This window comes from Mycobacterium lehmannii (assembly GCF_002245535.1).
In the GTDB taxonomy this organism is placed as follows: Bacteria; Actinomycetota; Actinomycetes; order Mycobacteriales; family Mycobacteriaceae; genus Mycobacterium; species Mycobacterium lehmannii.
In genome coordinates, this window is record NZ_NKCN01000005.1 from 41,085 (window position 1) to 68,065 (window position 26,981).

Here is a 26,981-nt window from a genome sequence, read left to right on the forward strand (position 1 = left end):
CGCGCTAGAGCTCGTCACGGCCGCCTCCATTCCCGGCCCATGCGATGCAACATCTCGTCGGCGGAGGCTGGGCCCCAGGTTCCCGATTCGTAGGCCTCGGGCTTACCGTGCGCGGCCCAGTAGTCCAGCACCGGATCGAGGATCTCCCAGGACAATTCGACCTCCCGGTTCACCGGGAACAGCGACGGTTCACCGAGCAGCACGTCGAGGATCAGCCGCTCATAGGCTTCGGGGGAGTCCTCGGCGAACGCCGACCCGTAGGAGAAGTCCATATTGACGTCGCGGACCTCCATGGCGCTGCCGGGCACCTTGGAGCCGAAGCGGGTCGTGATGCCCTCGTCGGGCTGCACCCTGATCACCAAGGCGTTCTGGCCGAGTTCCTCGGTCATGGTCTTGTCGAAGGGCAGGTGCGGCGCCCGCTTGAAGATCAGCGCGATCTCGGTGACCCTGCGCCCCAATCGTTTTCCGGTGCGCAGGAAGAACGGCACACCGGCCCACCGCCGGGTGTCGACCTCGAGCGCGATGGCCGCGTAGGTCTCGGTTTTCGAATCCTTCGAGAAGCCTTCCTCTTCGAGCAGGCCCACCACTTTCTCGCTACCCTGCCAACCCGACGCGTACTGCCCGCGCGCGGTGGTCTCGTTCAGCGGCTGCATCGGCCGCGTGGCCGAGAACACCTTGATCTTCTCGATCTGCAGTTCCTTCGGACCGAAGCTGACCGGCTCCTCCATCGCGGTCAGGGCCAGCAGTTGCAGAAGGTGGTTCTGGATGACGTCGCGCGCGGCGCCGACCCCGTCGTAGTACCCTCCGCGTCCGCCCAGCCCGATGTCTTCGGCCATCGTGATCTGCACGCTGTCGACGTAGTTGTTGTTCCAGATCGGCTCGTACAGTTCGTTGGCGAACCGCAGCGCGAGGATGTTCTGCACCGTCTCCTTTCCGAGGTAGTGGTCGATGCGGAACACCGACTCCTCGGGGAACACGCTGTTGACGACCTCGTTGAGTTCCTGCGCACTCTGCAGGTCGTGACCGAACGGCTTCTCGATCACCACCCGGCTCCAGCGACCCTCCTGCGGATTGGCCAGCCCGGACTTCTGCAGCTGCTCACACACCTGCTGGAACGCATTCGGCGGAATGGACAGGTAGAAAACGTGATTGCCACCCGTTCCCCGTTCCGCATCGAGTTTTTCGAGCGTCTCGGCAAGCCGGCCGAATGCCGCATCGTCGTCAAAGGTGCCCTGGACGAACCGGAATCCTTCGGACAGGCGGTCCCACACCTCCTGACGGAACGGCGTGCGGGCGTGCTTTTTGACCGCCTCGTAGACCACTTGACCGAAATCCTCGTCGGCCCAGTCTCTTCGGGCGAATCCGATCAGCGAAAAGGACGGGGGCAGCAGGCCGCGGTTGGCCAAGTCGTAGATCGCAGGCATCAACTTCTTGCGCGACAGGTCACCGGTGACGCCGAAGATGACGATCCCGCAGGGCCCCGCGATCCGGGGCATCCGCTTGTCGCGCTTGTCGCGAAGCGGATTCACCCAGTCCGTCATTTTTTGGCTGGGGGCTTGCTCATGTTGAGCTGTTCCTGCGTCGCCTCGAGCAATTCGAGCCACGACTTCTCGAATTTCTCCACACCCTCGTCCTCGAGGAGTCGGAAGACGTCGGGCAGGTCGATACCGACGGCGGCCAGCTTGTCGAACAGCGCCTGTGATTCGTCGGCCGTGCCAGTCACGGTGTCGCCGGTGATCACGCCGTGCTCGGCGACCGCGTCGATCGTCTTCTCCGGCATCGTGTTGACCGTGTTCGGGGCGACCAACTCCGTGACGTACAAGGTGTCCGAGTACTCGGGGTTCTTCACGCCCGTGGAGGCCCACAGCGGACGCTGCACACGGGCACCATCACCCTTGAGCGCTTCGTATCGTTTGCCGCCGACGAACACTTCTTCGTATGCGGCGTAGGCGAGGCGCGCGTTGGCGACGCCGGCCTTACCCCGCAGATCCAGCGCCTCCTGCGATCCGATCTTCTCAAGGCGCTTGTCGATTTCGGTGTCGACCCGCGACACGAAGAACGAAGCGACCGAATGGATCTTGGACAGGTCGTGGCCGGCCTCCTTGGCCTTCTCCAGGCCTTCGAGGTAGGCGTCCATCACGAGCCGGTGGCGTTCCACGGAGAAGATCAGCGTGACGTTGACCGAGATGCCTTCGGCGATCACGGCGGTGATCGCGGGAAGGCCCGCCATGGTGGCGGGGATCTTGATCAGCAGATTCGGCCGGTCGACGGTCTTCCACAGATCGATCGCCTGCAGGATGGTCTTGTCGGTGTCGTGCGCGACCCGCGGGTCCACCTCGATCGACACCCGGCCGTCGACGCCGTCGGAAAGCTCGTACTGCTTGGCCAATACATCACAGGCGTTGCGGACATCGTCGGTGGTGACGGTGCGAATCGTGGCGTCCACGTCCGCGCCCCGCTCGGCCAGTTCGTTGACCTGATCGTCGTAGGCGTGTCCTTTGGACAGCGCAGCCTGGAAGATCGACGGGTTGGTGGTCACTCCGACAACGCTCTTGGTGTCGATGAGTTCCTGCAGGTTTCCCGTCTGCAGTCGGTCGCGCGACAGATCGTCGAGCCACACCGACACGCCTGCCTCGGATAATGCCGCAAGATTCGGATTCTGAGCCATAGCTGTGCCTTTCCTAGACCTCAGTTGTCTATCGATCGCTCCGCGGCGGCCACCACAGCCTCGGGAGTGAACCCGAACTCGCGGAACAACGTCTTGTAGTCGGCGGACTCGCCGTAGTGCTCGATCGAGATGATCTCCCCGGTGTCGCCGACGAGCTTGTACCAGCTCTGCGCGACGGCCGCCTCGACCGCCACGCGCGCCGAAACACTGGGCGGCAGAACCGAATCGCGGTATTCCCGCGGTTGCGACTCGAACCATTCCACACATGGCATCGACACCACGTAGGCCGTGATGTCCTTTTCCGCCAACTGCTTTTGCGCCTCCACCGCCAGCTGCAATTCCGAGCCCGTCGCGATGATGATCACGTCCGCGTCGTCGGCGGGATTTCCGCCGCCGAGGACGTAGCCGCCGCGGGCCACCCCGTCGGCGTCGGTGCCCTCCAGCACTGGGATGCCCTGACGGGTCAGGATGAAACCGACCGGACCGCTGCCGTTGCCGCGGGCGATGATGCTGCGCCAGGCGTATGCCGTTTCGTTGGGGTCACCCGGTCGGACTACGGACAGGTTCGGGATCGCGCGCAGCGCCGCCAGGTGTTCGATCGGCTGGTGCGTCGGGCCGTCCTCGCCTAGACCGATCGAGTCGTGGGTCCAGATGTAGATGGTATCGATGTCCATCAGCGATGCGAGTCGCACGGCGGGCCGCATGTAGTCGGAGAACTGCAGGAACGTGCCACCGAACGCGCGAGTGGGGCCGTGCAGCACGATGCCGGACAGGATCGCGCCCATAGCGTGTTCGCGGACGCCGAAGTGCAGCACGCGGCCGTACCAGTCCGCCGTGAAGTCGTCGGTCGAGATGGACGGCGGGCCAAACGAGTTCACGCCCTTGATCGTGGTGTTGTTGCTGCCCGCGAGGTCCGCCGAACCGCCCCACAACTCGGGCAGCTTCGGCGCGACGTCGTTGAGCACCTGGCCGAACGCGGCGCGGGTGGCCAACGGCTTGGAGCCCGGCTCCCAGTAGGTCAGGTCCGAATCCCAGCCGTCGGGCAGTTTCTGAGCCAGCAGCCGGTCCAGGAGGTCCTTGCGCTCGGGCTCACGCTCGGCCCATGCGTCGAAGTCGGTCTCCCACTTGGCGTGTGCCTCTTTGCCGCGATTCACGAGCTTGCGGGTGTGCTCGATGACCTCGGGCCGCACCTCGAAGGTCTTGTCGGGGTCGAAGCCGAGAATCTTCTTGGTGGCCGCGACCTCGTCCTCGCCGAGCGCCGAACCGTGCGCGTCGCCGGTGTTCATCTTGTTGGGCGCCGGGTAGCCGATGATCGTGCGCAGCGCGATGAACGACGGTTTGTCGGTGACCTTCTTGGCCTCGGCGATGGCCTGTTCGATGCCGACGACGTTCTCGCCGCCCTCCACCTCCTGGACGTGCCAGCCGTAGGCGCGGTAGCGGGCCGCGACGTCTTCGGACAGCGCGATGTTGGTGTCGTGTTCGATCGAGATCTGGTTCTTGTCGTAGAACACGATCAGGTTGCCGAGCTGCTGGGTGCCCGCCAGCGACGACGCCTCGCTGGTGATGCCCTCTTCGATGTCGCCGTCGGAGGCGATCACATAGATGTAGTGGTCGAACGGGCTCTCACCCCACGGCACGTCGGGATCGAACAGCCCGCGCTCGTAGCGCGAAGCCATCGCCATGCCGACCGCTGATGCCAGACCCTGCCCGAGCGGGCCGGTGGTGATCTCCACGCCGTCGGTGTGGCGGAACTCCGGATGGCCGGGGGTCTTGGACTTGAACGTCCGCAAGGCTTCGATGTCGTCCAGCTCGAGCCCGAATCCGCCGAGATAAAGCTGGATGTAGAGGGTCAGGCTGGAATGGCCTGCCGACAGCACGAACCGGTCGCGGCCGAGCCAGTGCACGTCGCTGGGGTCGTGGCGCATCTGGCGCTGGAAGAGCGTGTAGGCCAGCGGCGCCAGGCTCATCGCGGTTCCGGGGTGGCCGTTGCCGACCTTCTGCACCGCGTCGGCCGCCAGCACCCGGACGGCGTCAACCGCCGCCGAGTCCACCTCGCTCCAGTCCTCGGGGTGATTCGGGCGGGTCAGCGCGGAGATTTCTTCGAGTGTGGTCACAGGCGCACTCCTGGTCGGCATAGAGCATTTCTCAGCTGCACGTCCAACCACCCTAGTGCGGGATGGTCGTCCAATGCAGGCTGCTGGGGCGAGACGCCGGGCAGGATTAGGACGGTGTTGTCGTGCGGTCTACCATCGTCTGTAGTAGATGCCCGCGCGCTGGGACCATTTCGACAGGAGTAACTGCGTGAGAGTTCGCGACGTTCACCTCGTCGACGGGGCGCAGATTCGGATTCGCGACAAATTCCTCGGCTACGTCTCGCTGACCAAGCCGCGGGTCATCGAACTGCTTCTGGTCACCACGATCCCGGCCATGCTGCTGGCGAGCCGGGGCACGGTCGATCCGCTGCTGATCCTGAACACCCTGTTCGGCGGGCTGCTGGCCGCGGCGGGCGCCAACGCATTGAACTGCGTTGCCGACGCCGACATCGACAAGGTCATGAAGCGCACCGAGCGCAGGCCGCTGGCGCGTGCCACGGTTCCGCGCAGTCACGCGCTGATCTTCGGGCTGGCCCTGTCCGTCGCGTCCTTCTTCTGGCTGTGGTGGACGACGAACATGCTGTCGGCCCATCTCGCCGGCGCGACGATCGCGTTCTACGTGCTCGTCTACACGCTGTTGCTCAAGCGCCGCACCTCGCAGAACGTGGTGTGGGGCGGCGCGGCCGGCTGCATGCCGGTGATGATCGGCTGGTCTGCGGTCACCGGGACGATCGCCTGGCCCGCGCTGGTCATGTTCGCGATCATCTTCTTCTGGACTCCGCCGCACACCTGGGCGCTGGCGATGCGCTATAAGGAGGACTACCGCGCCGCGGGCGTCCCGATGCTTCCCGCGGTCGCCACCGAACGTCAGGTCACCAAGCAGATCCTGATCTACACGTATTTGACGGTGGCCGCGACGCTCGCGCTGACGCCCGTCACCGGCTGGCTGTACGGGGCGGTGGCGCTGCTGGCGGGCGGGTGGTTCCTGGTGATGGCGCACCAGCTCTACAACGGCGTGCGTCGCGGCGAGGCGGTCAAGCCGCTGCGGCTGTTCCTGCAGTCGAACAACTACCTCGCCGTGGTGTTCCTGGCGCTCGCTGTCGACTCCGTCCTGGCGCTGCCCACCGTGTTCTAGCCCCTACGGCACCAGCACCACCGAACCGACCGTCTTGCGACCCTGCAGGTCGCGGTGCGCTTGCTCGGCATCGGCTAGCCGGTAGCGCTCGCTGACCGTGATCGTCAGCGTGCCCGAGGCGATCGCATCGAGAAGTTCGCCCGCACGCCAGGCGAATTCGTCGGCCGTGCGGGTGTAGTGCACGAGTGTCGGACGGGTCAGGAACAGCGAGCCCGCGGCGTTGAGCAGCTGCGGGTCGAACGGCGGCACCGGCCCGCTCGAAGCGCCGAACAACGCCAACGTGCCCCGCACCCTGAGACTGGCCAGGCTGGCTTCGAACGTGGCCGCCCCCACCCCGTCGTACACGGCCGCGACGCCACCGTCGGTCATGTCCTTGATCTCGGCGCCGAACGCGGCCGGATCGTCGGGATAGTCGAGCACTTGCACCGCACCCGCCTGACGCGACAGCTCCGCCTTCTCCGACGTCGAGACGGTGGTGATCACGCGTACCGCCATGCTGGTCGCCCACTGGGTGAGGATGAGCCCGACGCCGCCGGCGCCCGCGTGCACCAGAACCGAGTCGCCCTGCTGTACCGGATACAGCGACTTGATCAAGTAGTGCGCCGTCATACCCTTGAGCAGGGATGCGGAGGCCGCGTCGGGAGCCACGCCTTCGGGCACATAGGCCACGAAATCGGCTGGGGCGACACTGTATTCGGCATAGGCCCCGTTGGCTTGAGCGGTGACGACGCGATCGCCGACCTTCAGCGCGGCGACGTCTTCGCCGATCGCCGCCACGGTGCCGCACACCTCGTTGCCGACGATGAACGGCGTCTCCCGCGGGTACTGGCCGGACCGGAAGTAGGTGTCGAGGAAGTTCACGCCGATGGACTCGGCCTTGATGAGCACCTCCCCGGGGCCCGGCGTGGGCTGTGGCTTCTCGACGTAGGTGAGGACTTCGGGTCCGCCGGTCTGGGCGACTTCGATGGCATGCATGGTTCTATCGTGCCAACTATGAAGCTCGCGCGGCCTGACGTGTTCCATCCGCGGATCGTGTTGGCCGGATGCCCCGCCCTGCCGGAGGGGGACGGCGACGACGCCGGCCTGGTCGCGGCCCTGGGAAAGCACGGACTCCACGCGCGCTGGATGTCCTGGGATGACCCGGCGACCTTGGAGGCGGATCTGGTGATCCTGCGGGCGACGTGGGACTACATCGACCGGCTCGACGAGTTCCTGTCCTGGACGCGACGGGTTCGCCATCTGCTCAACCCCGCCAGGGTGGTGCCCTGGAACACCGACAAGCGCTACCTGGCCGACCTGGCGGCAGCAGGTGTGCCGACGGTCCCCACCCGATTCGTCGCCCCCGGCGACGCAGTACGGCTGCCGAACAGCGACGAAGTCGTGGTCAAGCCTGCGGTCGGCGTGGGATCGGTTGAGGGCCTTCGCTTTTCGGATCGCGACGAGGCGCGACGACACGCCGATCGGCTGCTGGCCGCCGGCCGGACCGTATTGATCCAGCCCTACGATGAGCGCATCGAAGACGGCGAGACCGCTCTGGTGTTCATCGGCGGTGCGCAGTCGCATGCCTTCGCGAAGGGCCCCACCGATCCCGATTTCGAGGTCTGGGACGTCGGGCACCAGGCACTTGCGGCGGCGGCCGCACACCTGGACCTGTCCCCGGAGGAGTTGCTCTACGCGCGCGTCGACGTCATCGGCGGGCACGCGGACCCGCGCGTGCTGGAAGTCGAACTCATCGAACCGTCGCTGGGCTGGATGCAGCTGGACGAAACGACAAGGGGCCGGCAGCACCGCGAGTTCGTCGTCGCCGTCGAATCAGCGCTCGACCGGTTCGGGCTTGGCCCGCTCTCGCATCGACGCCCATAGCGCGGCGGTCGCCGCGGTGCAGAGCGCGGCACCCGCGACGTGCACCGCCACCAACGCGGCGGGTACGCCGGTGAAGAACTGCACCGTGCCGACCAGACCCTGACACACCACCAGCACGAGAAGGACAACCAGCCGCAGCAGGACCGGACGGGGTGCGCGCACCGCCAACAGGCCGAAGCCGAGGCCGATCAGCAGCGACAGGTAGGCCACCATCAGCGCTGAGTGCGCGTGCACCAGCGTGGTGATCTCGACCTCCAGCCGGGGAATCGTGCGGTCAACACTCTTGTCTCCGGCGTGGGGCCCCGCGCCGGTCACCAGGGTGCCCGTCACCAGCACGGCGGCCAGGGCCGCGGCGCTGAGCAGAGCCAGCTGTCGCAACGCCTTGGGCGCCCGCCGGACGAGGACACCGTCGTCGGGCTCGCCGATCTTGACGAACAGCAGCACCGACAACCAGACCATGGTCATCGACGCCAGCAGGTGAATCGCGACCGTCCACCACAGCAGTCCGGTCAACACCGTGATGCCGCCGATCACCGCCTGGACCACGGTCGACACCGGCATCAGCCACGCGTAGACGAGCACCTCGCGGCGGCGACGGGCCCGCGTCACGGCCAGCACGGCCGCCGCCGCGGTGAGCACGACGAGGAAGGTGACCATCCGATTGCCGAACTCGACCGCCTGATGCACCACCGGCACCTCGGCGACCGGCACCGGTGTGAAACTGCCCGGGAAGCACTGCGGCCAGGTAGGGCAGCCCAGCCCCGACGCGGTGACGCGGACGATGGCACCCGTCACCGAGATCCCACCCTGGGTCAGGATGACGAGGAAGGCGATGACGCGCTGGGCCCGCAGGCTGGGCAGCGGCAGCAGATCGACCAGCCGCAAAAAGGCGCGTCGCACGATTCGATGGTAGAGCAGCGCAACTACAAGCCGTAGTAGCGGGTGAGCGGCTACCGCGGCGCCACGAACGGCACCAGCACCTCATCGACCAGTTGCACGACCAGATCGTCGTCGATGCGGTCGCCGGTGATCAGCAGCCGATGCCACAGCACGCTTTGCCCCAATTCGCGGGCGAGCTCGACGGGAACATCGGCGCGAACGTCGCCGCGGGTGATACCGCGCGCCAGCAGTGCGGCCATTTCTTGCTTTCGCCAGCCGATAACGCCGTTGCGGAAGGCCTCGGTGAGGTCCGGGTCGCGGGCGCCGGCCGCAATCGCGGCCCGAATCACCGGTGCCCGAGGACCGGTGAACAACGCGGCCCACCCACGCAACACGGCGAGCATGTCGCCGCGGTAACTGCCCGTGTCCTCGTGCGGAATCGCGTCGGTGGCGATGCCGAGCAGGGTGTCGCGGAGCAGTACGGTGGCGTCCGGCCAGCGCCGGTACAGCACGGGTTTGCTCGTCGCGGCTGCCGCGGCGACGGCCTCCATCGTGACGCCGACCGGACCGTGCCGGGCGATCAGATCGAGCACGGCGTCACGGATCGCGGCGTCGAGTTCTTGTCCGCGGCGACGCGGCATCCGACACTCCTTAGAAGAAACGCTTGCGTATCTTATCGCGAGAGCTTAGCGTCATGTCTTAAGAAACGCTTCCGTATCTTAGGAGGATCGCATGGCGCGTCCCCTGCTCTATCCATTGCGCTCCGTCGACACCGCGACGGTGCAGTATCTCGACCATCGCCACGGCAGGCGCCGTATCACGATCGACCACCGGCCGCTGGCGGGCGTGACCCCGGCGATGCTGCTGGACTGGTTCACGCAACTGGGCGAAACGATGGTGTACGGGGGACAGGTCATCGACCGCTATCTCGCCTGGCATCCGATCGATCACATCCACTGGGCGCTGGCGCGTCCGGCGCCGGGAGGGGGAGCGGCCGACGGTGCGCGTTTCCGCATGGTCGAGGCGTTCGGCGGACGGCCCGAGTACAGGATCGACGAAATCGCGCGGGTCGAGAAGCTCGACGAGACCGGTATCCGACTGGTCAAACGCCTCGCGGGGATTGCGATCTTCCAGCTCGAGCACACCTGGTCCGCGGGCGCCGACGGTGCCCATTACGTGACGGTGATGGATCTCGGCGCGCGCTCGCCGCTGCTCTCTGTCGTCAACAGGGTCGTACGCCGACGGTTCCCGGCGGACAAGATGCACGCGTGGGTGAAGCACAACATCGAAGAGGTCGGACAGCTCGAATACCTGCTGCCGCTGTTGGCTTCAGGTGAAGCGGAACCAGCGCAGCGCGCACAGCGCGGCGACGGCGCCCCAGACCGCGAGCACCAGAAGGCCGAACCAGTCCACTGACAACGTCATCGCCTGGGTCAGCGCTTCGGTGAGGGCGCCGGACGGCGTCAACCGGGCCACCCACTGCGCGGCGGACGGCACCATGCCGCCCTCGAGCGTCAGCGCGCCGAGCCCAGCGAAGACGAACCACAGCAGGTTCGCCAAGGCCAGCACGATCTCGGCGCGCAGAGTGCCGCCGAGCAACAGGCCCAGCGCTGCGAAAACCGCTGTGCCCAAAGCGATCACCGCTGCGCCGAGCGCAAGCCCCGCCAGGTGCGGTCGCCAGCCGAGCGCCACCCCGATGGTGCCCAACACGATCGCCTGCAGGAACACGACCGCCACCACCGCCAGCGACTTGCCCGCGATGATGCCCCACACCGGAAGCGCCGTGGCGCCAAGGCGTTTGAGGGCCCCGTAGCGGCGATCGAATGCCACGGCGATCGCCTGCCCGGTGAACGCGGTGGAGATCACGGCCAGCGCCATGATCGCGGGCACGAACGTCGCCGCCCGGTTCGGCCCGAACGACCCCAGCGGCAGCAGCGTCAAGCCCACCAACAAGGTGATGGGGATGAACATCGTCAACAGCAGCTGTTCGCCGTTGCGCAGCAGCAGCCGCAGCTCCAGGCCGAACTGCGCGGCGAGCATCTTCTGCACGGTCGCCGGTCCCGGATCGGGTGTGAAGGTGCCCGGCGCAAAGCGATTCGTCATCACGGCCGCAACTCCCGGCCGGTCAGGTCGAGGAACACATCCTCGAGGCTTCGCTGTTCGACGCGCATATCGGTGGCCAGTACGTCAAGACGTGCGCACCACGCCGTCACCGTCGCCAGCACCTGCGGGTTGATCGCGCCCTCCACCAGGTATTCGCCAGGGGCGGTCTCGGTTGCCTTGTAAGTCTCGGGCAGTGCGGAAACCAGCAGGGACAGGTCGAGCATCCGCGGCGCGCGGAATCGCAACTGGTTCTCGGCGCCGCTGCGCATCAGCTCCTCGGGCGAACCGGTGGCCACCGGAACGCCGTGGTCGATGATCATGATGCGATCGGCCAGCTCCTCGGCCTCGGTGAGCTGATGGGTCGTCAGCACCACGGTCACGCCGTCGCGACGCAGCGCATCGATCAAGTCCCACACCACGATTCGGGCATGCGCGTCCATACCTGCGGTCGGCTCGTCGAGGAACACCAGCTCCGGGCGGCCGACCACCGCACAGGCGAGCGCCAACCGCTGCTGCTGACCACCGGACAGCCGCCGGTAGGTCGTGCGTGCCGCCTCGGTCAGACCGAGGGTATTCATCAGCCATGCCGGATCGAGCGGGTTGGCCGCGTAGGACGCCACCAGGTTGAGCATCTCGCCTGCGCGGGCCGCCGGGTATCCGCCGCCGCCCTGCAGCATCACGCCGATGCGCTCGCGCAACCGGGCGTTGTCGCCGAACGGATCCAGGCCGAGGATCTCGATCGTGCCGGAGTCGGGCCTGATGAAGCCCTCGCACATCTCCACGGTCGTGGTCTTCCCTGCGCCGTTCGGCCCGAGCAGCGCGAACACCTCGGCGGCCCCCACCTCCAGGTCGAGTTCGGACACCGCGACCGTCGACCCGTAGCGCTTGGTGACCCCGCGCAGGCGTACGGGGGCGGGGGACGACGCCCCGGATCCAGAGTGGGTCACGGGGACTCAGCGTATGCGTCGGGCCGCGCGGGCTGTGGCTGCGGTGGCGGCGGTCGTTCATGCGGCGGGCTCGCCACGCTGCGCCAGGGCAACCGATTGTAGGTGAGCAGAAACAGCGCGACGACGATCACCGTGCTCGCCGCGGTCGCGAGCAGGATCTGGAACACCGTGAAGCGGTCGCCGTTGGCGGTCGGGCCGAAGATGCCTACGGCCAGCGTCACCACGATCGTCGTGCTGCGGAACGCCGGCCGGGTCGCCCAGGCCGCGAGGGGCAGGACCGCCCACAGCACGTACCAGGGCTGGACGACCGGGAACAGCAGCACCGTCACACCCAACGCGACGCCGAGCCCGCCCACCGGATGCAGGCGTCCCCGCAGCACCAGCAGCAACAGCCAGGTCACCAGGATCGCGATGATGAACACGCCGATCGCACGGGTGAGGCCCAGCACCGCCGTGGTGTGATCGCCGAGGCCCAGCAGGATGCCGACCTGACCGGTGCCCAGGGCCAACAGGGTGGGCAGCGACATCCAACTACGCACGACGTTCGCCGTGCCCAGCGTGTTGAGCCAGCCGAACCCGAGGCCACTCGCCCACCCGATCAGCGCCATCACCACCACCGACACCGCCGTCAACGACCCGCCGGCCAGGAAGAACGCCTTGACCGTCCCGCCCCAGCGGCAGGCCAGCGCCATCGCCACGAAGCCGAGCGCCAGCAGCGACGGCAGTTTGACCTGTGACGACAGCGTGATCAGCACCACGCCGACCAACAGCATCGTCAGCGGCCACCATCGTGCCCACTGCTCGCGGCGGTCCGGCCAGGACCACGGCCTGGGAAGCAGCGGCGCGGCGGCGTCGACCCCGCGCAGCGCGAACTCGGTACCTGCGAGCATCAGGCCGAGCATCAGCGCTTCGTTGTGGATGCCCCCGACCAGATGCATGATCAGCAGCGGATTGGCGGCGCCGAGCCACAGCGCGCTCACCTCGGCGACGCCGCAGCGCCGCGCGAGGCGCGGGGTCGCCCAGACGATCAGGCCCACGCCGAACAGCACGACCAACCGGTGGCACAGCACCGCGGCGACGATGTTCTCGCCGGTCAACGCCGAGATACCCTGACCGATCCACAGGAACAGCGGCCCGTACGGCGCGGGTGTCTCGCGCCACATGTTCGGCACCGAGAGCGTGAACACGTGGTCCAAACCCAGGCCGGTGGCCGGGCCGACCCGGTATGGGTCGAGGCCTTTGACGCCGATCTCGCTCTGCGCCAGATAGGAGTAGACGTCGCGGCTGTACATCGGCGGCGCGATCAGCAGAGGCAGCACCCACAGCCACAACAGCCGGTCGAGCTGGCTGCGCGACATCCGCCGGTCACCCAGGGTGAAACGCCCGAGCATCAGCCAGCCCAGCGCCATCATGACCGCCCCGGTGGTGGTCATGGTCAAGCTCACGGTCTGGAGGCGCGAGGGTAGGTTGAGCAGTCGCACGCCGAACGTCGGGTCCTGCACCACCGGTCTGGCCCCGACGCCCAGCGCGCCGATCGCCATCAGGACGGTGCCGGCCGCTCCGAACAGCCGGGTCCGGCGCAGCGCGATGACCTCGGCGTCGTTGAGGGGCGATCCCACCGGGGGTTCGTCGGCGTGCCAACGGGCGATCGACGAGCTGAACGACGGGAGGCGGGCTGCCACCTCAGCAGCGTAACCGTCGGCGTTACGGCTCAAGTCACGCTAAGGGTGCCCTTGCTTTACAGGGGTTTCCGAATTCCGTCACAATAGTGTTGTGAAATTCGGTCCGGAGGCAGGAGCCGATCGCCACACGCGTGGGGCGATCGTGCAATTGCTGCTTGAATCCGGGCCGATCACCGCCGGTGAGATGGGCGAACAGCTCGGAATCTCGGCCGCAGGTGTGCGTCGCCACCTCGACGCCTTGATCGAGGCCGGCGACGCGCAGGCCAGCGCCGCAGCGACCTGGCAGCACTCCGGACGCGGCAGGCCCGCGAAGCGGTATCGGCTCACTGCGGCGGGTCGCGCCAAGCTCGGCCACGCCTACGACGACCTGGCCGCAGCGGCCATTCGTCAGCTGCGCGAGATCGGCGGCGACGACGCCGTGCGGACCTTCGCGCGGCGCCGTATCGACGGGATCCTCGCGGGAGTAACCGAGGGGCCCGATGACTTTGTATCCAAAGCCGACCGGGTGGCCGACGCGCTGACCAAGGCCGGCTACGCGACCAGTGTGACTTCGGTGACACCGGCGCCTGGATCGATCCACGGAATCCAGCTGTGTCAGCATCACTGTCCGGTCTCACACGTCGCAGAGGAGTTCCCCGAGCTGTGCGAAACCGAGCGCGAGGCGTTCGCGGAGATTCTGGGAACCCACGTGCAGAGGCTCGCCACCATCGTCAACGGCGACTTTGCGTGCACCACGCACGTACCCCTGGTCGAAAAGATCAGTGCTTCAGCCCCAACAGCCCCCACTAACAAGCAAGGAGCGTCGAGATGACGACGACACCTGAGGTCCACAAGGTAGGCGAACCGCTCAGCCAGGACGAGGCGATCGCCTCGCTGAGCCGGTACGGCTACGGCTGGGTGGACTCCGACGTCGCGGGCGCCAGCGCGCAGCGCGGGTTGTCCGAGGCGGTGGTTCGCGACATCTCCGGCAAGAAGGACGAGCCGCAGTGGATGCTCGACATCCGGCTGAAGGCGCTGCGCACCTTCGAGAAGAAGCCGATGCCGACCTGGGGTTCCAATCTCGAGGGCATCGACTTCGACAACATCAAGTACTTCGTGCGGTCCACGGAGAAGCAGGCCGCCACGTGGGATGACCTGCCCGAGGACATCCGCAACACCTACGACAAGCTCGGCATCCCGGAGGCGGAGAAGCAGCGCCTGGTCTCCGGTGTCGCGGCCCAGTACGAGTCCGAGGTGGTCTACCACCAGATCCGCGAGGACCTGGAGGCGCAGGGCGTCATCTTCCTCGACACGGACACCGCGCTGCGTGAACACCCGGAGATCTTCAAGCAGTACTTCGGCACGGTGATCCCGGCCGGCGACAACAAGTTCTCCGCGCTGAACACCGCGGTGTGGTCGGGTGGTTCGTTCATCTACGTCCCGCCCGGTGTGCACGTCGACATCCCGCTGCAGGCCTACTTCCGGATCAACACCGAGAACATGGGCCAGTTCGAGCGCACGCTGATCATCGTCGACGAGGGTGCCTACGTGCATTACGTCGAGGGGTGCACCGCGCCCATCTACAAGAGCGACTCGTTGCATTCCGCGGTCGTCGAGATCATCGTCAAGTCCGGCGGCCGCTGCCGCTACACGACCATCCAGAACTGGTCGAACAACGTCTACAACCTGGTCACCAAGCGGGCCAGGGCGGAGGCGGGCGCGACGATGGAGTGGGTCGACGGCAACATCGGCTCGAAGGTCACCATGAAGTACCCCGCGGTGTGGATGACCGGTGAGCACGCCCGCGGTGAGGTGCTCTCGGTGGCGTTCGCCGGCGAGGGGCAGCACCAGGACACCGGTGCCAAGATGCTGCACCTGGCGCCCAACACGTCGAGCAACATCGTGTCCAAGTCCGTCGCGCGCGCCGGTGGCCGGGCCTCTTACCGCGGCCTGGTCCAAGTCAACAAGGGCGCCCACGGATCGCGGTCGAGCGTGAAATGCGATGCGCTGCTTGTCGACACGATCAGCCGCTCCGACACCTACCCGTACGTCGACATCCGCGAGGACGATGTCACGATGGGCCACGAGGCCACGGTGTCGAAGGTCAGCGAGGATCAGCTGTTCTACCTGATGAGCCGCGGCCTGACCGAGGACGAGGCGATGGCGATGGTGGTGCGCGGCTTCGTCGAGCCGATCGCCAAGGAGCTTCCGATGGAGTACGCGTTGGAGCTCAACCGGCTGATCGAGCTGCAGATGGAAGGCGCGGTCGGATAGTGACGGCACAGAATCTGACTGCGGTGGCGGAGGGGACATCGGCGGGCTCGGCACTCAACAAGGGCGAGATCTTCACGTCGTTCGACGTGAACGCCTTCGAAGTGCCCGGCGGCCGCGACGAGATCTGGCGGTTCACGCCGTTGAAGCGCCTGCGCGGTCTGCACGACGGATCCGCGGTCGCTTCCGGTAGCGCCGGCATCACCGTGAGCGAGCGCCCCGGCGTCGCCATCGAGACGGTCGGTCGCGACGACGAGCGGCTCGGCCAGGGCGGCGTGCCCGCCGACCGCGTTGCGGCACAGGCGTACTCGTCGTTCGACAGCGCGACGATCGTCACGGTGGGCCGTGACACCGAGGTCGCCGAACCGATCGAGATCGACATCCACGGGCCCGGCGAGGGTGCGGTCGCCTACGGGCATCTGCAGATCCGCGTCGAAGAACTCTCCCGCGCGATCGTCGTGGTGGACCTGCGCGGCAGCGGGACCTACGCCGACAACGTCGAGATCATCGTCGGCGATTCGGCACGCCTCGGGGTGATCTGGATCGCCGACTGGGCCGACGACACCGTCCACGTCAGCGCACATCACGCGCGCCTCGGCAAGGACGCCGTGCTCGGCCACGTCAACGTGACGCTCGGCGGGGACGTGGTGCGGACGACGGCGAACGTGGGTTTCACCGCGCCCGGCGGCGACGCCAAGATGCTCGGCACGTACTTCGCCGACGACGGCCAGCACTTCGAGTCGCGGCTGCTTGTCGACCATGCCTACCCGAACTGCAAGTCCGATGTGCTGTACAAGGGTGCGCTGCAGGGTGATCCGACATCCAACCTGCCCGATGCGCACACCGTGTGGGTCGGTGACGTGTTGATCCGCGCGGAGGCCACCGGCACCGACACCTTCGAGGTGAACCGCAACCTGCTGCTCACCGACGGCGCTCGCGCCGACTCGGTGCCCAACCTCGAGATCGAGACGGGCGAGATCATCGGCGCCGGCCACGCCAGTGCCACCGGACGTTTCGACGACGAGCAGTTGTTCTATCTGCGGGCCCGCGGCATCCCGGAGGATCAGGCGCGACGTTTGGTGGTGCGCGGCTTCTTCAACGAGATCATCGCGAAGATCGCCGTGCCCGCGGTGCGCGAACGCCTCACCGAAGCAATCGAACGAGAACTAGCGATCACGGAATCGAGAACAGCCCAATGACCACACTCGAAATCAAAGACCTGCACGTCTCGGTGCACACCCCTGAGCAGACCGAGATCCCGATCCTCAAGGGCGTCGACCTGACCGTGAAGTCGGGGGAGACCCACGCCGTGATGGGGCCGAACGGCTCAGGCAAGTCTACGCTCTCCTACGCGATCGCCGGTCATCCCAAGTACACGGTGACGTCCGGTTCGATCACGCTGGACGGCCAGGACGTGTTGGAGATGAGCATCGACGAGCGCGCCCGCGCCGGCCTGTTCCTGGCGATGCAGTACCCGGTCGAGGTGCCGGGGGTGTCGATGTCGAACTTCCTGCGCACGGCCGCCACAGCCGTACGCGGTGAGGCGCCGAAGTTGCGGCACTGGGTCAAAGAGGTCAAGTCGGCGATGAGCGACCTCGACATCGACCAGTCGTTCTCCGAACGCAGTGTCAACGAGGGGTTCTCCGGTGGTGAGAAGAAGCGCCACGAGATCCTGCAGCTGGCCCTGCTCAAGCCGAAGATCGCGATCCTCGACGAGACCGACTCCGGCTTGGACGTCGACGCGCTGCGGGTGGTCAGCGAGGGCGTCAACCGCTACGCCGAGACCGAGAACGGTGGCGTGCTGTTGATCACCCACTACACCCGCATCCTGCGCTACATCCAGCCGCAGTTCGTACACGTGTTCGTCGACGGACGCATCGTGACCTCCGGTGGTCCCGAGCTCGCCGACGAGCTCGAGGAGAAGGGCTACGTCCGCTTCACGCAGACGGCGGCCGCGGAGGCCTAGCCATGACCGCCACCGTTCGCCCGCTGGATCTGACCGCCATCCGCGCGGACTTCCCGATCCTGAAGAAGCAGATGCGCGGCGGAAACACGTTGGCGTATCTGGATTCCGGAGCTACTTCGCAACGGCCGGTGCAGGTCCTCGACGCCGAACGCGAGTTCTTGGTGACCTCCAACGGCGCGGTGCACCGCGGCGCGCACCAGTTGATGGAGGAGGCGACCGACGCCTACGAGGACGGCCGCGCCGACATCGCGGCGTTCGTCGGTGCCGATCCCGACGAGTTGGTGTTCACCAAGAACGCGACCGAGGCGATCAACCTGGTCTCGTATGCGGTGGGGGACTCGCGGTTCGATCACGCCGTCGGGCCCGGCGATGTGATCGTGACGACCGAACTCGAACACCACGCCAACCTGGTTCCGTGGCAGGAGTTGGCGCGCCGGACGGGCGCCACGCTCAAGTGGTACGGAGTCACCGATGACGGACGCATCGACCTGGATTCGCTGCGGCTCGATGAGCGCGTGAAACTCGTTGCATTCAGCCATCATTCGAATGTCACCGGCGCCCTGGCGCCGGTCGGCGAGCTGGTTGCGCGCGCCAAGGCCGTCGGCGCGCTGACCCTGCTCGACGCCTGCCAGTCGGTGCCGCACCAGCCCGTCGACCTGCATGCGCTCGACGTGGACTACGCGGCTTTCTCCGGGCACAAGATGCTGGGACCGACCGGGATCGGCGTGCTGTACGGGCGGTCTGCGCTGATGAACGCGATGCCACCGTTTCTGACGGGCGGTTCGATGATCGAGACCGTGACGATGGAAGAGACGACGTACGCGCCTGCGCCGCAGCGCTTCGAGGCCGGAACGCCGGTGACGTCGCAAGTGGTCGGGTTGGCTGCCGCCGCGCGCTACTTGCGCGAGATCGGGATGGGCGCCGTCGAGGCGCACGAATCCGAGCTCGTGGCGGCCGCGTTGGAGGGACTGACCGCGATCGACGGCGTGCGCATCATCGGGCCGACGTCGCTGGAGAATCGGGGCTCGCCGGTCAGTTTCGTCGTCGACGGAGTGCATGCGCACGACGTGGGGCAGGTGCTCGACGACGAGGGCGTGGCGGTGCGTGTCGGTCATCATTGCGCGTGGCCGCTGCATCGGCGGTTCGGGATCGCCGCGACCGCACGGGCGTCGTTCGCGGTGTACAACACCTTCGACGAGGTCGATCGGTTGGTAGCCGGTGTGCGCCGCGCCGTCGAATTCTTCAGCAGGGACTGACGTGCGGCTGGATCAGATCTATCAGGAAGTGATCCTCGATCACTACAAACACCCGCACAACCGCGGATTGCGCGAGCCCTACGGCGCGCAGGTTCACCACGTCAACCCGACGTGTGGTGACGAGGTGACCCTGCGGGTGGCGTTGTCCGACGACGGTGAGCAGGTGGTCGACATCTCCTATGACGGACAGGGCTGTTCGATCAGCCAGGCCTCGACGTCGGTGCTGACCGATCAGGTGATCGGCCAGAGCGTCGGCGACGCACTCAAGACCGTCGCCGCGTTCAGCGAGATGATCTCCTCGCGCGGGACCGTCGAGGGCGACGAGGACGTCATCGGGGACGGCATCGCGTTCGCCGGTGTCGCGAAGTATCCGGCGCGGGTCAAGTGCGCGTTGCTGGGGTGGATGGCTTTCAAAGATGCACTGTCACAGGCATCGGAAGGATTTCAGGAGGCAGGATGAGTGACACCGCAGTACCCAACGAGGAACTGTTGTTCGACCTCGAGGAGGCGATGCGCGACGTCGTCGACCCCGAGCTCGGTATCAACGTCGTCGATCTGGGCCTGGTCTACGGAATCAACGTCGAGCAGGGGGAGCAGGGCAAGGTCGCGTTGATCGACATGACGCTGACCTCGGCCGCCTGTCCGCTCACCGATGTGATCGAGGACCAGTCGCGCACTGCGCTGGTCGGGGCGGGGCTGGTCAACGAGTTGAAGATCAACTGGGTCTGGAACCCGCCGTGGGGCCCGGACAAGATCACCGAGGACGGCCGCGAGCAGCTGCGCGCGCTCGGTTTCACGGTCTAGCACAGGCGGCGTCGGGTTCGGCGCGCTGCGTCCGTACGCTCGATGCGACATGAGCCAGCCTTACGTCGCCACTCGCCGTCAACTGCGCGGGGTGGCCGAAAGCCTGATCGCCGGCCCGCAGTACCGGTCCGCGGGCACGATCAGGCTCGCTGTGCGACCCGACGGGTTTGCCGCGGTCGCCCTACCCCTGTCGGTGCACGGCACCGACCTGGTGTTTCCGGACGGCAGTGTTCCGCTGGCCGGCCGCGTCCAAGCCATCGCGGAGGCGGCCGGTGTGATGCCCGGTCCTCCCGACGGCGTCTACCAGATCGTCGACCCGTTGCCCACCGACGCCGATCTCGAGCTCGATCCCGATGCCGCGGCGTGGCTTCAGCGTTCGCACTACGCCGGCGGATATGCGTTGAAACATGTTCTGCCCGAGCAACATCCGACGCTGTGGCCGGAACACTTCGACGTCGCCGCCGTCGAAGACGAGGTGAACTACGGGGTCTCGGCCGGTGACGAAACCCATCCGACGCCGTACGCATACGTCGGCCCGTGGCAACAGCGGACGGGTATCCGTCCGTAGGCTGGGAACAGACAGCTGACCATCAGCGTTAGGAATCAACGTGGCTACCCAAGACATCACTGCCGAACAATTCAACAACACCATCAACGACAACGAGATCGTGCTGGTGGACTTCTGGGCGTCGTGGTGTGGCCCGTGCAAGGCGTTCGCGCCCACGTTCGCGGCGTCCTCCGAACAACACCCCGACGTGGTGTACGCCAAAGTCGACACCGAGGCCGAGCAGGAGCTGGCCGCCGCGGCCGACATCCGGTCCATCCCCACGCTGATGGCGTTCAAGAAGGGCAAGCTGGTGTTCAACCAGGCAGGCGCGTTGCCGCCGGCCGCGCTCGAGGAACTGGTTCAGCGCGTCAAGGAGTTCGACATCGACGCGGCGATCGCCGCGCAGGACAACGGTCAGCCGGAGTGAACGTCTGCACGCGATAGCGTGCATGCGTGAGCGAGCACGCAGACAACAACACCGACGATCACGACGGCGACTTCGTCCTGGTCGACAGACCGCGCCCCGGCGTCGCGCTGGTCACGCTGAACCGTCCCGAGCGGATGAACTCCATGGCGTTCGACGTCATGGTTCCGCTCAAGAAGGTGCTCGACGAGCTGACCTACGACAACTCCGTGCGGGCGGTCGTGCTCACCGGCGCCGGCCGCGGGTTTTCCTCGGGGGCGGATCACAAGTCGGCCGGTTCCGTGCCACACATCGACGGGCTGACCCGGCCGACGTTCGCGCTGCGCTCGATGGAGGTGCTCGACGACGTCATCCTGTCCTTGCGCAAGATGCACCAACCGGTCATCGCGGCCGTCAACGGCGCCGCGATCGGCGGGGGCTTGTGCCTGGCGCTGGCCTGCGACATCCGCGTGGCGGCCGACGGCGCCTACTTCCGCGCGGCCGGGATCAACAACGGCCTGACCGCCAGCGAGCTTGGGCTGTCCTATCTACTTCCGCGCGCCATCGGTACGTCGCGGGCGTTCGAGCTGATGCTGACCGGACGTGACGTCGACGCCGCGGAGGCCGAACGCATCGGCCTGGTGTCGCGCGCGGTGCCCGGCGAGGACCTGCTCGAGGTTTGCTACCAGATGGGGGAGCGCATCGCGGCGTTCTCCCGGCCCGGAATCGAGTTGACCAAGCGCACACTTTGGAGTGGACTGGACGCCGGTAGCCTGGAAGGGCATATGCAAGCCGAGGGTCTCGGACAACTGTTCGTCCGTTTGCTCACCGCCAACTTCGAAGAAGCGGTGGCGGCGCGCGCCGAAAAGCGGGCCCCCGCATTCACCGACGACAAGTAAGGACGGCACAGCGTGATCACCGCAACGGACCTCGAGGTCCGCGCTGGGGCGCGCACATTGCTGTCCACCGACGGGACCGCGCTTCGCGTACAGCCCGGCGACCGGATCGGACTGGTCGGCCGCAACGGCGCGGGTAAGACCACCACGATGCGCATCCTCGCCGGCGAGGGCGAGCCGTATGCGGGCGACATCATCCGCAACGGCGAGATCGGTTATCTGCCACAGGATCCCAGGGAAGGCGACCTGGACGTGCTCGCCAGGGACCGGGTTCTGTCGGCGCGCGGCCTGGACACCCTGCTTGCCGACCTCGAGAAGCAGCAGCTGCTGATGGCCGAAGTCGCCGACGATGCCGCCCGCGACAAGGCCGTGCGAAAGTACGGCCAGCTCGAGGAACGGTTCGCGGCGCTGGGTGGTTACGCCGCCGAGAGCGAGGCGGGCCGGATCTGCGCGAGCCTCGGGCTACCGGAGCGGGTCCTCACCCAACCGCTGCGCACACTCTCCGGCGGGCAGCGCCGACGCGTCGAGCTGGCCCGGATCCTGTTCGCCGCCTCCGACAGCGGCGCGGGCTCGAGCACGACGCTGCTGCTCGACGAACCGACCAACCACCTCGACGCCGACTCCATCGGCTGGCTGCGCGACTTTCTGCAGAACCATCCCGGTGGCCTGGTGGTCATCAGCCACAACGTCGATCTGCTCGCCGATGTGGTGAACCGGGTGTGGTTCCTCGACGCCGTCCGCAGCGAGGTCGACGTCTACAACATGGGCTGGCAGAAATACCTCGACGCCCGCGCAACCGACGAAGCCCGGCGCCGCCGCGAACGCGCCAACGCCGAACGCAAGGCGTCCGCGCTACGCACCCAGGCGGCCAAGATGGGGGCCAAGGCCACCAAAGCCGTTGCCGCGCAGAATATGCTGCGTCGCGCCGACCGGATGATGGCCGCACTCGACGAGGAACGCGTCGCGGACAAGGTGGCGCGCATCAAGTTCCCGACCCCCGCGCCGTGTGGGCGGACCCCGCTCGTCGCCAAGGGGCTGACCAAGAACTACGGCTCACTCGAGGTCTTCACCGGCGTCGACCTGGCGATCGACCGGGGTTCACGGGTGGTGGTGCTGGGGCTCAACGGCGCAGGCAAGACCACCCTGTTGCGCCTGCTGGCGGGGGCCGAGACGCCCGACGCCGGTCGACTCGAACCCGGTCACGGCCTCAAGCTCGGCTACTTCGCCCAGGAACACGACACCCTCGACAACAACGCGACGGTGTGGGAGAACATCCGCCACGCGGCACCCGACACCGGCGAGCAGGACCTGCGCGGGCTGTTGGGCGCCTTCATGTTCAGCGGACCGCAGCTGGATCAGCCGGCGGGCACACTGTCCGGCGGCGAGAAGACCAGGCTGGCGTTGGCCGGTCTTGTCGCATCGACCGCGAACGTGCTGCTACTCGACGAGCCGACGAACAACCTCGATCCCGCGTCGCGCGAGCAGGTGCTCGATGCGCTGCGCAGCTACCTCGGCGCGGTGGTGTTGGTGACCCACGATCCCGGCGCCGCCGAGGCGCTCGAACCGCAACGCGTGGTTCTGCTCCCTGATGGCACCGAGGACTACTGGTCCGAGGATTATCGCGACCTGATCGAGTTGGCTTGAACAGCTCTGGCCATTACGCGAAGCGTTTGGTCATTTTCAAACGCTGTGTGTAACCGCTTCCTACGCTGGGTATCCGTCGGGGCATCGAAGCGGGGAGGTGCTGATGAAAAAGCTGGACAAGTCGAGAGACCAGTTGCTGAACGAGCTACGGAGTGCTTACGAGGGTGGGGCAAGTATCCGTACTCTGGTCGCGTCCACGGGACGCTCGTATGGTTCGATCCACAGCATGCTGCGTGAGTCGGGTACGACGATGCGCAGCCGTGGGGGTCCGAACCACCGCAGCAGGCGCCGCTAGTCGGCCTGCCGCACGGTCTCTTGGTCGCGTCGCTGCCGCAGTGACGCCTCGACCAGGTCCAGTACGGCACTGAGCTTTTCGGGATCGTCCCCAGACGCCAAACGTGCGACCAGGCCGTCGAGGACGAGATCGAGATAGGTCTGCAGCACGGCGCTGGGAACGTCGTCGCGCAGCCGGCCTGCCTGCTTCTGCATGCGCAGCCGCTGGGTCGTGGCCACCGACAGTTCGGCGGACCGTTCTGCCCAACCGCGGTGGAACTCCGGATCGTTGCGCAGCTTTCGCGCGATCTCGAGCCTGGTGGCCAGCCAGTCAAACTGATCGGGCGCGGCCAGCATGTCGCGCATGACCTGGACCAGTCCCTCGCGCGCAGCGACATCGGCCATGCGCTCGGCGTCCTCGCGGGCCAGTTCGAAGAACAGCGTGTCCTTGTCCCGGAAGTGGTGGAAGATGGCGCCGCGCGACAGCCCGATCGTCTGCTCGAGCCGTCGCACGGTCGCCTTGTCGTAGCCATACTCCGCGAAACACCGGCGGGCGCCGTCGAGAATCTGCCGACGACGCGCCGCCAGGTGGTCGTCGGTGACCCGGGGCAACGCGGTTATCCCTTCCGCGTTACTGCGACTCGAGCATGTTGCGCAGCACGTACTGCAGGATGCCGCCGTTGCGGTAGTAGTCCGCCTCACCCGGGGTGTCGATACGCACCACCGCATCGAACTCGACGTTGGAGCCGTCCGCTCCATCGTTTTTCGCGGCGGTGACGTGCACCGTCTTCGGCGTCTTGCCCTCGTTGAGCTCCTCGATGCCGGTGATGTCGAATGTCTCTGTGCCGTCGAGGCCCAGCGACTCCGCCGTCTCACCCTCGGGGAACTGCAGTGGAATCACGCCCATGCCGATCAGGTTCGACCGGTGGATCCGCTCAAACGACTCGGTGATCACCGCGCGCACACCAAGCAGCCGCGTGCCCTTGGCCGCCCAGTCACGCGACGAACCCGAGCCGTACTCCTTGCCGCCGAGCACGACGAGCGGGATATCCTGCGCCGCATAGTTTTGCGCGGCATCGTAGATGAACGCCTGCTCGCCGTCCTTGGTGAAGTCGCGGGTGTAGCCACCCGAGACGTCGTCGAGCAACTGGTTGCGCAGCCGGATGTTGGCGAACGTGCCACGGATCATCACCTCGTGGTTGCCTCGCCGGGAACCGAACGAGTTGTAGTCCGCACGCTCGACGCCGTGCTCGTCGAGATACTGCGCAGCGGGCGTGCCCGGCTTGATGGCACCGGCCGGGGAGATGTGGTCGGTGGTCACCGAATCACCCAGCAGCGCCAGCACTCTCGCACCCTTGATGTCGGTCACCGGTTCCGGCTCGGCCGACATCCCGTCGAAGTACGGGGGTTTGCGCACGTAGGTCGAATCCTCGGCCCATTCGAAGGTGTTGCCCTCCGGCGTGGGCAGGTTGCGCCAGCGCTCGTCACCCTTGAAGACGTCGGCGTAGTTCTTGGTGAACATCTCCTGGCTGATCGCCTCGGCGATCGTGTCGTTGATGTCGGACTGCGACGGCCAGATGTCGCGCAGGTAGACGTCGTTACCGTCCTTGTCCTGGCCTAACGGCATCTTGTCGAAGTCGAAGTCCATCGTGCCGGCGAGTGCATAGGCGATCACCAGCGGAGGGGACGCCAGGTAGTTCATCTTGGTGTCGGGGTTGATCCGGCCCTCGAAGTTGCGGTTGCCCGACAGCACCGCCGCCACGGCGAGATCGTTGTCGTTGACGGCCTCGCTGATCTCCTCGGGCAGCGGCCCGCTGTTGCCGATGCAGGTCGTGCAGCCGTAGCCGACGAGGAAGAAGCCCAACTTCTCCAGATACGGCCACAGCCCGGCCTTCTCGTAGTAGTCGGTGACCACCTGCGAGCCCGGAGCCATCGTCGTCTTCACCCACGGCTTGGTGGCCAGACCCTTCTCGACCGCGTTCTTGGCCAGCAGCGCCGCGCCGAGCATCACCTCGGGATTGGAGGTGTTGGTGCACGACGTGATCGCTGCGATGACGACCGCGCCGTGGTCGAGCACGAACTCACCCAGCTCGTCCGATTTCACGGTCACCGGCTTACTCGGCCGGCCATTGGGTTCGACCGCCGCGCTCTCGACATGGGCGGGCGGCTTCTTGTTGTTGAGGAACGACGTGTTGCGCACCGGATCGCTGGCCGGGAACGTCTCGTCGATCGCCTCGTCGAGTTGGGAGTACTCGCCGTTGAATTCGCCGTCTTCGACGTAGTCGGTGATGTCCTGACGGAAGGCCCCCTTGGCCTCGTTGAGCGCGATGCGGTCCTGTGGACGCTTCGGTCCGGCGATCGACGGCACCACGTCAGACAGGTCCAACTCGATGTATTCGGAGAACTTGGGCTCCCGCTTGGGGTCGTGCCAGATGCCCTGTTCCTTGGCGTACGCCTCGACGAGCGCCAACTGCTCCTCGCTGCGCCCGGTGAAGCGCAGATAGCTGATGGTCTCCTCGTCGATGGGGAAGATCGCCGCGGTGGAACCGAACTCGGGGCTCATGTTGCCCAGCGTGGCCCGGTTGGCCAGCGGCACCTCGGCCACACCGTCGCCGTAGAACTCGACGAACTTGCCGACCACGCCGTGCTCGCGCAGCATCTCGGTGACCGTGAGCACGACGTCGGTGGCCGTCACGCCCGGCTGCCGCTCACCGGTCAGCTTGAACCCGACGACCCGGGGGATGAGCATCGACACGGGCTGGCCCAACATCGCGGCCTCAGCCTCGATACCGCCGACGCCCCAGCCCAGCACGCCGAGACCGTTGACCATGGTGGTGTGGCTGTCGGTGCCCACACAGGTGTCCGGGTACGCCACCCCGTCGCGGTCCATCACGACGCTGGCCAGGTATTCGATGTTGACCTGGTGGACGATGCCGGTGCCCGGCGGAACCACCTTGAAGTCGTCGAAGGCGCCCTGGCCCCAACGCAGGAACTGATAACGCTCGCCGTTGCGTTCGTACTCGATCTCGACGTTGCGTTCGAACGCGTCTTCGCGGCCGAACAGGTCGGCGATCACCGAGTGGTCGATCACCAGGTCGGCGGGGGCCAGCGGGTTGACCTTCTCGGGGTCACCGCCGAGGTCGGCGATCGCTTCGCGCATGGTGGCCAGGTCGACGATGCACGGCACACCGGTGAAGTCCTGCATCACCACGCGCGCGGGGGTGAACTGGATCTCCACGCTGGGATCGGCGTCGGGATCCCAGTTGGCGATGGCCTCGATGTGGTCCTTGGTGATGTTGGCGCCGTCCTCGTTGCGCAGAAGGTTCTCGGCAAGGACCTTCAGGCTGTAGGGCAGCTTGTCGGTACCCGGCACCGCGTCGAGGCGGTAGATCTCGTAGCTCTTGTCTCCGACCTTCAGGGTGTCGCGGGCGTCAAAAGAATTGGGGGAAGAATTTTCCGTATTACCTTTGCTCACATCAACTCCCGGCTAGTTCTCGCAGCCGACGGGCTGTGACGGCCGCGTTACAACCCTAACAGTACGCTTGTCCTGCAAGACGGTCAGGGTCGGTTCT

Annotated in this window: 26 protein-coding genes; 15 read left to right on the top strand and 11 right to left on the bottom strand. The window is 66.6% G+C overall.

Annotated elements, in window-relative coordinates; all coding sequences use genetic code 11:
- Positions 1-14: 14 nt before the first annotated feature.
- From zwf to tkt, 3 genes are read right to left on the bottom strand one after another with little or no spacing between them, the layout of a single operon-like run.
- Positions 15-1,541 (bottom strand): glucose-6-phosphate dehydrogenase, encoded by a 1,527-nt coding sequence (gene zwf, locus CEX87_RS07875; protein WP_064395482.1) that lies wholly within the window; start codon positions 1,539-1,541, stop codon positions 15-17.
- Entirely contained in the window at positions 1,538-2,668 is a 1,131-nt protein-coding gene (tal, locus tag CEX87_RS07880) for a transaldolase (protein WP_064395483.1), read from the bottom strand. Before tal ends, zwf begins: the two co-directional genes overlap by 4 nt.
- Positions 2,669-2,688: 20 nt before the next feature.
- On the bottom strand, positions 2,689-4,782 hold the full coding sequence (tkt, locus tag CEX87_RS07885) for a transketolase (RefSeq protein WP_094286638.1): 2,094 nt from the start codon (positions 4,780-4,782) through the stop codon (positions 2,689-2,691).
- 187 nt (positions 4,783-4,969) lie between these two features.
- Here tkt and CEX87_RS07890 point away from each other — a divergent pair, with 187 nt between their 5' ends.
- Positions 4,970-5,896 carry a heme o synthase gene (locus tag CEX87_RS07890; RefSeq protein WP_064395485.1) on the top strand — a complete coding sequence of 309 codons (927 nt, stop codon included), beginning with the start codon at positions 4,970-4,972 and terminating at the stop codon, positions 5,894-5,896.
- Positions 5,897-5,899: 3 nt separating this feature from the next.
- Here CEX87_RS07890 and CEX87_RS07895 read toward each other — a convergent pair whose 3' ends face one another.
- Positions 5,900-6,871, bottom strand: a complete 972-nt coding sequence (locus tag CEX87_RS07895; RefSeq protein WP_198957178.1) for a quinone oxidoreductase family protein — start codon at positions 6,869-6,871, stop codon at positions 5,900-5,902.
- An 18-nt stretch (positions 6,872-6,889) separates the two neighbouring features.
- On the opposite strand from CEX87_RS07895, the gene CEX87_RS07900 reads away from it, so the two are divergent.
- Positions 6,890-7,759, top strand: coding sequence for an ATP-grasp domain-containing protein (locus CEX87_RS07900; protein ID WP_094286642.1), 870 nt, complete (start codon positions 6,890-6,892; stop codon positions 7,757-7,759).
- Here the strand turns inward: CEX87_RS07900 and CEX87_RS07905 are convergent.
- Complete coding sequence (locus CEX87_RS07905; protein ID WP_198957182.1) at positions 7,709-8,638, bottom strand: COX15/CtaA family protein; 930 nt, start codon at positions 8,636-8,638, stop codon at positions 7,709-7,711. The genes CEX87_RS07900 and CEX87_RS07905 overlap by 51 nt on opposite strands.
- 71 nt (positions 8,639-8,709) lie before the next feature.
- Positions 8,710-9,279 (bottom strand): TetR-like C-terminal domain-containing protein, encoded by a 570-nt coding sequence (locus CEX87_RS07910; RefSeq protein WP_094286644.1) that lies wholly within the window; start codon positions 9,277-9,279, stop codon positions 8,710-8,712.
- A 91-nt stretch (positions 9,280-9,370) separates the two neighbouring features.
- Here CEX87_RS07910 and CEX87_RS07915 point away from each other — a divergent pair, with 91 nt between their 5' ends.
- Positions 9,371-10,054 carry a hypothetical protein gene (locus CEX87_RS07915; protein ID WP_064395490.1) on the top strand — a complete coding sequence of 228 codons (684 nt, stop codon included), beginning with the start codon at positions 9,371-9,373 and terminating at the stop codon, positions 10,052-10,054.
- Here the strand turns inward: CEX87_RS07915 and CEX87_RS07920 are convergent.
- From CEX87_RS07920 to mptB, 3 genes are read right to left on the bottom strand one after another with little or no spacing between them, the layout of a single operon-like run.
- On the bottom strand, positions 9,968-10,741 hold the full coding sequence (locus tag CEX87_RS07920; RefSeq protein ID WP_064395491.1) for an ABC transporter permease: 774 nt from the start codon (positions 10,739-10,741) through the stop codon (positions 9,968-9,970). The genes CEX87_RS07915 and CEX87_RS07920 overlap by 87 nt on opposite strands.
- Complete coding sequence (locus CEX87_RS07925; protein ID WP_064395492.1) at positions 10,741-11,688, bottom strand: ABC transporter ATP-binding protein; 948 nt, start codon at positions 11,686-11,688, stop codon at positions 10,741-10,743. Before CEX87_RS07925 ends, CEX87_RS07920 begins: the two co-directional genes overlap by 1 nt.
- Entirely contained in the window at positions 11,685-13,370 is a 1,686-nt protein-coding gene (gene mptB / locus CEX87_RS07930) for a polyprenol phosphomannose-dependent alpha 1,6 mannosyltransferase MptB (protein ID WP_064395493.1), read from the bottom strand. The genes CEX87_RS07925 and mptB overlap by 4 nt, the downstream gene beginning before the upstream one ends.
- Positions 13,371-13,461: 91 nt before the next feature.
- On the opposite strand from mptB, the gene CEX87_RS07935 reads away from it, so the two are divergent.
- From CEX87_RS07935 to CEX87_RS07990, 12 genes are all read left to right on the top strand, one after another.
- On the top strand, positions 13,462-14,181 hold the full coding sequence (locus CEX87_RS07935; RefSeq protein WP_094286646.1) for a helix-turn-helix transcriptional regulator: 720 nt from the start codon (positions 13,462-13,464) through the stop codon (positions 14,179-14,181).
- Positions 14,178-15,623 carry a Fe-S cluster assembly protein SufB gene (sufB, locus tag CEX87_RS07940; protein WP_064395495.1) on the top strand — a complete coding sequence of 482 codons (1,446 nt, stop codon included), beginning with the start codon at positions 14,178-14,180 and terminating at the stop codon, positions 15,621-15,623. The genes CEX87_RS07935 and sufB overlap by 4 nt, the downstream gene beginning before the upstream one ends.
- A complete protein-coding gene (gene sufD, locus CEX87_RS07945) occupies positions 15,623-16,819 on the top strand; it encodes a Fe-S cluster assembly protein SufD (RefSeq protein ID WP_094286648.1) in 1,197 nt (398 codons plus the stop codon). The genes sufB and sufD overlap by 1 nt, the downstream gene beginning before the upstream one ends.
- Positions 16,816-17,586: a Fe-S cluster assembly ATPase SufC gene (sufC, locus tag CEX87_RS07950; protein WP_064395497.1), complete on the top strand. Its 771-nt coding sequence runs from the start codon at positions 16,816-16,818 to the stop codon at positions 17,584-17,586. The genes sufD and sufC overlap by 4 nt, the downstream gene beginning before the upstream one ends.
- 2 nt (positions 17,587-17,588) lie before the next feature.
- Complete coding sequence (locus tag CEX87_RS07955; protein ID WP_064395498.1) at positions 17,589-18,842, top strand: cysteine desulfurase; 1,254 nt, start codon at positions 17,589-17,591, stop codon at positions 18,840-18,842.
- Position 18,843: 1 nt separating this feature from the next.
- Positions 18,844-19,302, top strand: a complete 459-nt coding sequence (gene sufU / locus CEX87_RS07960; RefSeq protein ID WP_064395499.1) for a Fe-S cluster assembly sulfur transfer protein SufU — start codon at positions 18,844-18,846, stop codon at positions 19,300-19,302.
- Entirely contained in the window at positions 19,299-19,646 is a 348-nt protein-coding gene (locus CEX87_RS07965; protein ID WP_064395500.1) for a metal-sulfur cluster assembly factor, read from the top strand. Before sufU ends, CEX87_RS07965 begins: the two co-directional genes overlap by 4 nt.
- A gap of 49 nt (positions 19,647-19,695) precedes the next feature.
- On the top strand, positions 19,696-20,214 hold the full coding sequence (locus CEX87_RS07970) for a hypothetical protein (protein WP_233151314.1): 519 nt from the start codon (positions 19,696-19,698) through the stop codon (positions 20,212-20,214).
- Between the two features lie 40 nt (positions 20,215-20,254).
- Positions 20,255-20,620: a thioredoxin gene (gene trxA, locus CEX87_RS07975; RefSeq protein WP_064395502.1), complete on the top strand. Its 366-nt coding sequence runs from the start codon at positions 20,255-20,257 to the stop codon at positions 20,618-20,620.
- A gap of 26 nt (positions 20,621-20,646) precedes the next feature.
- Positions 20,647-21,495 carry an enoyl-CoA hydratase gene (locus CEX87_RS07980; RefSeq protein ID WP_064395503.1) on the top strand — a complete coding sequence of 283 codons (849 nt, stop codon included), beginning with the start codon at positions 20,647-20,649 and terminating at the stop codon, positions 21,493-21,495.
- A 12-nt stretch (positions 21,496-21,507) separates the two neighbouring features.
- Positions 21,508-23,136, top strand: a complete 1,629-nt coding sequence (locus tag CEX87_RS07985; protein ID WP_064395504.1) for an ABC-F family ATP-binding cassette domain-containing protein — start codon at positions 21,508-21,510, stop codon at positions 23,134-23,136.
- Between the two features lie 103 nt (positions 23,137-23,239).
- Entirely contained in the window at positions 23,240-23,431 is a 192-nt protein-coding gene (locus CEX87_RS07990; protein ID WP_064348432.1) for a helix-turn-helix domain-containing protein, read from the top strand.
- Here CEX87_RS07990 and CEX87_RS07995 read toward each other — a convergent pair.
- Both CEX87_RS07995 and CEX87_RS08000 read right to left on the bottom strand, forming a co-directional pair.
- Complete coding sequence (locus CEX87_RS07995; protein WP_064419824.1) at positions 23,428-24,021, bottom strand: TetR/AcrR family transcriptional regulator; 594 nt, start codon at positions 24,019-24,021, stop codon at positions 23,428-23,430. The two genes, CEX87_RS07990 and CEX87_RS07995, sit on opposite strands and share 4 nt — an antisense overlap.
- 19 nt (positions 24,022-24,040) lie before the next feature.
- Positions 24,041-26,884 carry an aconitate hydratase gene (locus CEX87_RS08000; RefSeq protein WP_064426653.1) on the bottom strand — a complete coding sequence of 948 codons (2,844 nt, stop codon included), beginning with the start codon at positions 26,882-26,884 and terminating at the stop codon, positions 24,041-24,043.
- Positions 26,885-26,981: the final 97 nt, after the last annotated feature.